The sequence below is a fragment of the Mycobacterium sp. TH-M11 genome, assembly GCF_057473725.1.
Genome location: NZ_JBYCLD010000063.1, coordinates 1 through 7,918, shown reverse-complemented (window position 1 = coordinate 7,918; position 7,918 = coordinate 1). Strand labels below are relative to the sequence as shown.

The 7,918-nt window shown below is 66.1% G+C and carries 9 protein-coding genes and 1 pseudogene; 4 read left to right on the top strand and 6 right to left on the bottom strand.

Going from position 1 to position 7,918, the window contains the following annotated elements; genetic code table 11:
- Positions 1-311: 311 nt before the first annotated feature.
- The 4 genes and pseudogenes from AC2VOG_RS02515 to AC2VOG_RS02500 all read right to left on the bottom strand — a co-directional run bounded on the left by AC2VOG_RS02515 (position 312) and on the right by AC2VOG_RS02500 (position 3,288).
- Positions 312-764: a DUF5709 domain-containing protein gene (locus AC2VOG_RS02515; protein ID WP_486938339.1), complete on the bottom strand. Its 453-nt coding sequence runs from the start codon at positions 762-764 to the stop codon at positions 312-314.
- A 7-nt stretch (positions 765-771) separates the two neighbouring features.
- Positions 772-1,206: a CBS domain-containing protein gene (locus tag AC2VOG_RS02510; protein ID WP_486938338.1), complete on the bottom strand. Its 435-nt coding sequence runs from the start codon at positions 1,204-1,206 to the stop codon at positions 772-774.
- 314 nt (positions 1,207-1,520) lie between these two features.
- Positions 1,521-1,895, bottom strand: a pseudogene (locus AC2VOG_RS02505) (HAD hydrolase family protein); the annotation flags it as partial.
- Positions 1,896-1,986: 91 nt separating this feature from the next.
- A complete protein-coding gene (locus tag AC2VOG_RS02500) occupies positions 1,987-3,288 on the bottom strand; it encodes an acyl-CoA dehydrogenase family protein (RefSeq protein ID WP_486938340.1) in 1,302 nt (433 codons plus the stop codon).
- A 26-nt stretch (positions 3,289-3,314) separates the two neighbouring features.
- Here AC2VOG_RS02500 and AC2VOG_RS02495 point away from each other — a divergent pair, with 26 nt between their 5' ends.
- Both AC2VOG_RS02495 and AC2VOG_RS02490 read left to right on the top strand, forming a co-directional pair.
- Positions 3,315-3,929, top strand: coding sequence for a GNAT family N-acetyltransferase (locus tag AC2VOG_RS02495; RefSeq protein ID WP_486938336.1), 615 nt, complete (start codon positions 3,315-3,317; stop codon positions 3,927-3,929).
- Positions 3,930-4,045: 116 nt separating this feature from the next.
- Positions 4,046-4,327, top strand: coding sequence for a hypothetical protein (locus AC2VOG_RS02490; RefSeq protein WP_486938335.1), 282 nt, complete (start codon positions 4,046-4,048; stop codon positions 4,325-4,327).
- An 80-nt stretch (positions 4,328-4,407) separates the two neighbouring features.
- Here the strand turns inward: AC2VOG_RS02490 and AC2VOG_RS02485 are convergent, their stop codons facing one another.
- On the bottom strand, positions 4,408-5,082 hold the full coding sequence (locus AC2VOG_RS02485) for a TetR family transcriptional regulator (protein WP_486938334.1): 675 nt from the start codon (positions 5,080-5,082) through the stop codon (positions 4,408-4,410).
- A gap of 69 nt (positions 5,083-5,151) precedes the next feature.
- On the opposite strand from AC2VOG_RS02485, the gene AC2VOG_RS02480 reads away from it, so the two are divergent.
- Both AC2VOG_RS02480 and AC2VOG_RS02475 read left to right on the top strand, forming a co-directional pair.
- Positions 5,152-6,216 carry a ferredoxin reductase gene (locus AC2VOG_RS02480; RefSeq protein WP_486938333.1) on the top strand — a complete coding sequence of 355 codons (1,065 nt, stop codon included), beginning with the start codon at positions 5,152-5,154 and terminating at the stop codon, positions 6,214-6,216.
- A 17-nt stretch (positions 6,217-6,233) separates the two neighbouring features.
- Positions 6,234-7,340 (top strand): fatty acid desaturase family protein, encoded by a 1,107-nt coding sequence (locus tag AC2VOG_RS02475; protein WP_486938332.1) that lies wholly within the window; start codon positions 6,234-6,236, stop codon positions 7,338-7,340.
- Between the two features lie 83 nt (positions 7,341-7,423).
- Here the strand turns inward: AC2VOG_RS02475 and AC2VOG_RS02470 are convergent.
- On the bottom strand, positions 7,424-7,918 hold a 495-nt coding region (locus AC2VOG_RS02470; protein ID WP_486938331.1), incomplete at its 5' end, for a TetR/AcrR family transcriptional regulator.

The window sequence follows — 7,918 nt, the reverse complement described above, 5'->3', positions numbered from 1 at the left end:
GGCTGCCCGGGCTGGGGAGGGCCACGACGCCGCGTGAAGCGCTACTGCGCAGCTTGTTTGCTACTGCGCAGCTTGTTTCGTGATCGCGGACTGAACGGCGCCGAAGCGATTTTGTGCGTTCCAGGGAAAACCGTTTGGATAGTTCATCGTCGCAGGTGATCGGGATGCCGGCATGAGGTCGTCGGACCCTTACCGCATGGCCGAAAGACCTGCGCGGCTTGAGGCTTACGCAAGCCCCGTGCGACCGCGAAAGCCCCGTATAGGTGATGGCTTTGTGCTCTGCCGGTGTGCGGTACCGCGGCCGGACCGGCTCACTCCTCGACGTCGATGATGTGCATCGCGGCTTCTTCGGCGCTGGCCGCACCACCGCCGATGCCGACATCTTCGGCGAACAGTTCTGCCTCGTCGTCGGCGCCAGTTCCTCGATCCGGAGCCACAAGTCGCCCACTGCGGACGTCGCCGGCTTCACTCGATTCGGGGAATTCGCTTTGGCGTTCCGCCGCATCCGAGCGAAGTTTCTCGTCCTCGTCGAGCCAGGCGTTGAGTCGCGATGCCGGATCCGGCTCTTCCTCGGCAAGTAGCTGGTCGAGATTCGGTCTCGGCCCGAATGCGCTGCGGCCATATGGCTGCTCGGGCGGTGAGTAGCCCTCGTCGAGTACGTCGTCGACACCGCGATCGATCAGGGTGTCTTCTGGCTGCAGTTGATCGTCGTCGTCCCGGCTGTATTCGCCCGCTGCCGGGCCCGGGTCGTAGTGAGCGCTCATGATGTCATCAATTGCTGGTGATGGCTTGCGGGGTGCACACTGCCTTGATGAACTGCGCCACCTCGTGGTCGGGCAGATTACGGGCGATGTCGGCTTCGCTGACGATGCCGACCAGACGATGCGCTTCAACGACGGGCAGTCGGCGCACCTGGTGCTCTTCCATGGTGGTGAGTATCACTTCGATGCTTGCGTCGGCGTCGACGCGATAGATGTTGCCCTGGGCCAACTCTCCAGCGGTGACCGTATTCGGATCATGGCCGGCCGCTATGCACTTGATCACGATGTCCCGGTCGGTGAGCATCCCGTGCAGCCGTTCGTCGTCCCCGCAGATCGGCAGCGCGCCCACCCCGAGATTGCGCATGTGTTGCGCGGCGGAGGTCAGCGTCTCGTGCTCTGTCACGCATTGTGGTCCGGCATGCATGATGTCACGGGCGGTGGTCATGTGAACCTCCTGAATATCGTTGGCTACCGGCAGAGTTGACTCTCAAGCCGATTCGACGCTATGACGCCGACGACCTGGGGCGTAGGGCCATTGGGCCCTGTGCGCGCGACTTTCGGCCCGAGCACTACTGCGAGGAATCGAGATACCTGCCTTCGATTTCTTCGATCAACCGGGTTCGTGTGCGCTCCAGATCGGCGGCCTCGTGTGCCACCAACTGGTCCTCCCAGGTCGATACCTGTTCGGCGAGGTCCCGGTCGGGTGTGGGAACCCGTGACGTTCGCGACGCGCCTCCTTCGTGGTCCGCAATCTATCTGGCTGCCGTCGTCGAAGGTGCCGATGTCGATCCATCGGCGGTTCGGACACAGTCGCTGGGCGCCGGTCAGATAGGGGCCGGTCAGCAGGCCGTTGACGCCGTCCCCGTTCTCTGCTTCGAGGACCAGGTCGGCGCGTTCTCGCACTGGCGGCACGGCGTTGGCCACCGCGGCGCGGACCTCGGCCGACAAGAGCAGCGCCAGATCATTTTCGGCGTCACCGACCGCGATCGCGTTTGCCAACGCCTTGGCGACCTCGTAGGCCACCGGCACACCCCCGCGCGGCAATCCCAAGACCACCGGGTCCTCACCGCGCAGCGAGTCGAGATGTTGAGCCAGTCGGCGCCCGGCGTCGGCACGATCACGGTATAACTGCATGGCGCTGAGTCCGCCGCGCTGCCAGGCCGGATCGAAGAGTCCTTGGACCCCTGTCGGGTGCGGACCAACGCCCCGCCCGGCGGCGACCGTCCTAGAACTCGGCGATCGTATGCTCCAGGCGTGCGGCCAGTCGCGCCTGCGCCTCGGCGCGCCGGGTGGGCAGGTGTTGCGACGGGAAAGGCGTTGACACCGGCTCGTATTCGCGCAGCGTGCGCCGGGCCACGGTCATCTTGTGCAGTTCGGTGGCGCCGTCGGCGATGCCCAGCGACTCCGCGGCGATCATCATCTTGATGAACGGCATCTCGTTGGACACCCCGAGCGCGCCGTGCAGGTGCAGCGCGCGCTGCACGACATCGTGCAGGACGGTAGGCATCGCGACTTTGACCGCGGCGATGTCGCGGCGCACCTTCTGGTAGTCGTGATGCTTGTCGATCAGCCAGGCGGTGCGCAGCACCAGCAGCCGGAATTGCTCGATCTGGATCCAGCTGTCGGCGATCTTCTCCTGTGTCATCTGGAAATTCGCCAGCGGACCCATCCGGGTCTGCCGCGATACCGCCCGCTCACACATCATGTCGAATGCCCGACGGGCCAGCGCGATCGTGCGCATCGCGTGATGGATGCGACCGCCGCCCAACCGGGTCTGCGCGATCGCGAACGCCTCGCCCTCGCCGCCGAGGATGTTCTCGGCCGGCACCCGCACATCGGCGTAGCGGACGTAGCCGTGGGTGGCGTGTGACTCCGTTCCGACCCCGACGTTGCGAATGATCTCCACACCGGGTGTGCCCGCGGGGACGATGAACAGCGACATCTTGTCGCGGGTGCGGGCGTCGGGATTGGTGACCGCCATGACGATGAAGAAGGTCGCGTGGCGGGCGTTGGTGGAGAACCACTTCTCGCCGTTGATCACCCAGTGGTCGCCTCCTGAGCCGTCGCGTTCGGCGCGGGTGACGAACAGCCCGGGATCGGACCCGCCCTGCGGCTCGGTCATCGAGTAGCACGAGGTGATCTCGCCGGCGAGCAACGGCTGGAGGTAGCGCGTCTTCTGCTCGGCGGTCCCGAACAGCGCGAGGATCTCGGCGTTGCCGGAGTCGGGCGCCTGCGAGCCGAACACCGACGGGGCCCACCGGGAGCGACCGAGGATCTCGTTGAGCAGCGCGAGCTTGACCTGGCCGTAGCCCTGGCCGCCGAGTTCGGGTGTCAGGTGCGCGGCCCACAGCCCCTGGTCGCGGACCTGCTGCTGCAGCGGCCGCAGGACCGCCATCGTTGCAGGGTCCTTCTTGTCGTACGGGTCCAGCGACACCAGATCGAGCGGCTCGAGTTCGTCGACCATGAATGCTTCGACCCAGTCCAGCTTCTGCTGGAACTCGGGATCGGTTTCGAAGTCCCACACGATTCGTGACGCTACTACTGTGGCGGTCGATGACCATCACTACGCGTCCGGCGCGCAAGGCCGACGTCTCCGAGCTGTCGCATGCGCTGGCCCGGGCGTTCTTCGACGACCCGGTGTCGATCTGGCTCATGCCCGACGCGCAGGCACGAGCGAAGCACCTGCGGAAATTCTTCGCCACCGTCACCCGGCATCACCATCTCGCCGGCGGCGGGGTGGAGGTGGCCGCTGACGGGTCGACGATCGGCGCGGCAGCGCTGTGGGATCCGCCGGGACGCTGGAAGCAGTCGACCCGCGCACAGCTGATGATGTTGCCGTCATTGGCCGTCGGCTTCGGACCGCGGCTGGCCCGTGGCCGCCGACTCGGCGAACTGTTCGCGGCGATGAAGTCGCAGCACCCCGAGGAGCCGCACTGGTATCTGGCGGTGATCGGCAGTGACCCGGCGGTGCGCGGCCAAGGTTACGGCCAGGCGCTCATGCAGTCCCGTCTCGACCGCGTCGACGCCGAACACGCCCCCGCGTATCTGGAGTCCAGCAAGGCCGCAAACGTGCCGTACTACCAGCGATTCGGCTTCGAGGTGAGGGGCGAGCTCGTCATCCCCAACGGCGGCCCGACACTGTGGCCGATGTGGCGGGCACCGCGATAAGTCACGGTGACTCTGCGCACAGGGCGGCGACACGCCGTTGCCCGCCGCCCCCACCGCAGAGTCAACGAGCCATGGTCGGGGTTTAGCCGCCGAAGGCCACGGGGAACCGAGGGGGCATGCCCGATGAAACCCTGGATCCGAGCGAGTCGACTGATTCCGACGAGATCCGCAACGACGACGGCGACGCGGTCATCACCCCGCCCGACGATTGGAGTGCGGCGAACAAGTTCGGGATGACGGCGCGCGAAGAGCGTGAGGGCGAATCCCTTGACCAGCGCCTCGCCGAAGAGGAACCCGATGTGCTGGAGGACGCCCACCCGATCGAGGAACGCCCCACCCACGTCCATCGTGGTCAGGTCAGCGGGGCCCCCGAGGACGGCGACTCCCTCTTCGGGTGACGGCGCGGAATGCACTGACTCCACGGTGTACAGGTGCGGGTCGAAGCCTCCCGCGCGCCATGAACAGGGCTAGCGGATGCTTAAGGCTGGCTGCGCCAGCCGTTGATCCCGATGACGATCATCCGCAGCTGCTTGACCGCGGTTTGGCGGATCTCGTCGATGGCGTCGGGGGTCTGCGCGTCTTCCAGGGCTTCGGCGATCACGATCATCGAGTTCACGAACAGCTGCGCCAGAATGTTGAGGTCGTCGGTGCTCCAGCTGCTCAGGCCGGGGAAGCGGGCCAGGTCGGTGGCCAATTCGGAGGTGACGAGCCGGAACTCGGTGCGGATGGCGTACCGCAGCACGGTAACGCCGCTGGATCGTTCACGGCCGATGAAGCGCCAGTGCTCGCGGCGCTCGGTGACGCTGGCGACGACGATCTCGACCGAGGACTCGATCACCCTGCTGGGGTCCAACTTGCCGGCCCGGGCGCCGCGCAGCATGTCACGCAGGGTGCGGAACGACTCGTCGATCAGGACCAGCCCGAGCGCTTCCATCGATTCGAAGTGGCGATAGAACGCGCCGGGCACGATACCCGCCTCACGGGTGACCTCACGAAGGCTCAGGCCGCTGAAACTGCGTTCGTCGAGAAGCTTGAGCGCGGCAGCCACGATCGCCCGCCGAGTTGCTTCCTTGCGCTCCTCGCGGGACGGTCCCTCACGACTACGCGACCGGCTCGAGCGGTGCGGTCGTGAGCTAGGCACACGACTGTTCACTGTGTGAACCGTAACACAGACCTGGGGAAACCCTTGACGAACTGCAGTATCTGCGCGCACCGTATACACATGTTCACCCAAACTTTGAAGCAGCGGGTACTGGGCTCCAACCTGGTCGACCTGCTCACCGGACCGCACGGCGTCGACCGGTACACCGAGGTCGTCGACCCCGCGTGGACACGCGCGGAGGGTCGCGCCAAGGTCGTCGACGTCCGTCGCGACACCCCCCGCAGCGTCACCCTGGTGCTGGCACCGAATCAAGCGTTCACCGACGCCCCCGACCCATTGCGCGCGGGGCAGTACGTCAACCTCGCGGTCGAGATCGACGGCCGCCGGCACACCCGGTGCTACTCACCGGCCAACGCCGAAGGCGCCGCGCAGCTCGAGTTGACGATCGGCCAGCACGACGGCGGGTTGGTCTCGACCTACCTGCGCGAGCACGCGCGCCGCGGGATGGTGGTAGGCCTGACCGGTGTCGGTGGCGACTTCGTCCTGCCGGCGCAACGGCCCCGCCGCATCCTGTTCGTCTCCGGCGGCAGCGGCATCACCCCAGTCCTGGCGATGCTGCGCACGCTGGTCGACGAAGGACACTCGGGCGAGATCGCGTTCGTGCACTACGCCCGTAATCGCGCCGAGGCCTGCTACTACGACGAGTTGGCCGCGATGGCAGGCGTTCGGGTGCTGCACGGCTACACCCGATCTCGCGGAGGCGACCTCGACGGCCGGTTCGGTGCCGAGCACCTGGCGGCGGCCATGCCGCAGCCTGACGCGGTGTTCGTCTGCGGCCCCGCGGCTTTGGTCGACGCCGTCCGCGAGCACTGCGCCCACGCGCAGTCGGAGAGCTTCGTTCCGCCCGCGCTCGATCTGCCGGCGAAGCCGTCCGGGGGCCGAGTCACGTTCGCAGACAGTGCGATTGAAGTCGTTGACGACGGGCGACCGCTGCTCGAGCAAGCCGAGTCGGCCGGATTGAGCCCTGCCAACGGATGCCGGATGGGCATCTGTCACACCTGCACCCGCCGCAAGACCAGCGGCGTCGTGCGCAACCTGACCAGCGGTGCGGTGTCGACCGCGCCCGACGAGGACGTGCAGATCTGTGTGTCCGTCCCCGTCGGCGACGTCGACATTGCGCTCTAGAGATGAGGAGGCTCGATATGAATCAGACCAAGATCACCTTGACGCCCGAACAGGCCGACGCGTTCGGCGCCGAACTCGACGCGATCAAAGAGCGCGTGATGGCCGACCTCGGCCAGCGGGACGCCGACTACATCCGTCGGATCATCAAGACGCAGCGTGCCCTCGAAGTCGGTGGCCGTGGGTTGCTGATGGCCGGAATCCTGCCACCGGCGTGGCTGGCCGGTACCACCATGCTGGGGATCTCGAAGATCCTCGACAACATGGAGATCGGCCACAACATCATGCACGGCCAGTACGACTGGATGCGTGACCCGTCGATACGCGGCCAGGAATTCGAATGGGACACCGCCTGCCCCGCCGACCAGTGGCGGCACTCGCACAACTACATGCACCACACCCACACCAACATCGTCGGGATGGACCGCGACATCGGCTACGGCATCCTGCGGATGAGCGAAGACCAACCGTGGCGGCCCTACTTCCTCGGCAACCCGGTCTACGCCTTCCTGCTGATGGTGCTGTTCCAGTACGGCGTCGCCCTACACGAGATGGAAAGCGAGCGCATCACGTCCGGTGAGATTCGGCTAGCCGACAAACGCGAGGTGCTGCAGGAGATCTGGCGCAAGACCCGCAAGCAGACACTCAAGGATTATGTCGCCTTCCCACTGTTGGCAGGCCCGTTCGCCCCGTTCGTGTTCACCGGCAACCTGACCGCCAACCTGATGCGCAACGTATGGTCGTACATGATCATCTTCTGCGGCCACTTCCCCGACGGCACACAGGAATTCACCATCGAGGAGACGCAGGGCGAGTCCCGCGGCATGTGGTACTTCCGCCAGGTGCTGGGTTCGGCGAACCTGACCGGCGGCCGGCTCTTTCACATCCTGTCCGGCCATCTGTCGCACCAGATCGAGCACCACCTGTTCCCGGACATGCCGGCGCACCGCTACCCGGAGATCGCAGGCGAGGTGCAGGCGATCTGCAAGCGCTACGGCATCCCCTACAACGCTGGTTCGCTGCCCAGGCAGTTCGGCACCGTCGTCCGCAAGATCGTCAAGCTGGCCATGCCGCCGAAGAACCGCAGCGACGTCAAGTCGACGGAACGCGAACTCGTCGCGGCCTGAGCGCGACCGCCTCGCGAGAGTGCGACTGCCGACGGGTCTACTCGGGAAACGTTTCGGCAGTTGCACTTTCGCGACACCGTCGATCAGTAGCGGTAGCCGACCAGCGCGATCGCGACCTGCACGGCGGGATCGACGATCTCGCGCGGGCTGTGTCCGTCCTCGACCACCTGAGCTGTCAGTTCACGCAAACCGCCGACCAGGATCACCGCTTTGGCATGGGTCAGGGGTGGCAGGCCGGCGTTGCGCATGGCCGGGTTGTTGCTCAGGTCCACCAGTACGCGGGTCAGCAGTTCGGTGTTGCGGCGCTGCGATGGCCGCGCCGCGGCGTCGGGTGCCGGGAGTTCACGGATCCAGGCCAGCGTCAGCGCCGGCGTCGACTCGATATAGCTGACGTAGGCCTCGACGGCCTGACGGATTTGGCTCTGCCAGTGGGCTTTTGGATCGACTGCGGCGCTTATCTGCGCACTGAGTCGTGCCACGCTGGCATGTAGCAACTCGTGGAAACACTGCTCCTTGCTGGCGAACTGGTCGTAGAACGTGCGCTTGGAGGTGCGGGCGTGCCGGACGATGTCGGCGAC

Excerpts from the sequence above, each read along its gene's own strand:
- AC2VOG_RS02480 (WP_486938333.1), top strand. The coding sequence starts at position 5,152 with ATGTTCACCCAAACTTTGAAGCAGCGGGTACTGGGCTCCAACCTGGTC.
- AC2VOG_RS02475 (WP_486938332.1), top strand. The coding sequence starts at position 6,234 with ATGAATCAGACCAAGATCACCTTGACGCCCGAACAGGCCGACGCGTTC.
- AC2VOG_RS02490 (WP_486938335.1), top strand. The coding sequence starts at position 4,046 with ATGCCCGATGAAACCCTGGATCCGAGCGAGTCGACTGATTCCGACGAG.
- AC2VOG_RS02510 (WP_486938338.1), bottom strand. The coding sequence starts at position 1,206 with ATGACCACCGCCCGTGACATCATGCATGCCGGACCACAATGCGTGACA.
- AC2VOG_RS02495 (WP_486938336.1), top strand. The coding sequence starts at position 3,315 with ATGACCATCACTACGCGTCCGGCGCGCAAGGCCGACGTCTCCGAGCTG.
- AC2VOG_RS02515 (WP_486938339.1), bottom strand. The coding sequence starts at position 764 with ATGAGCGCTCACTACGACCCGGGCCCGGCAGCGGGCGAATACAGCCGG.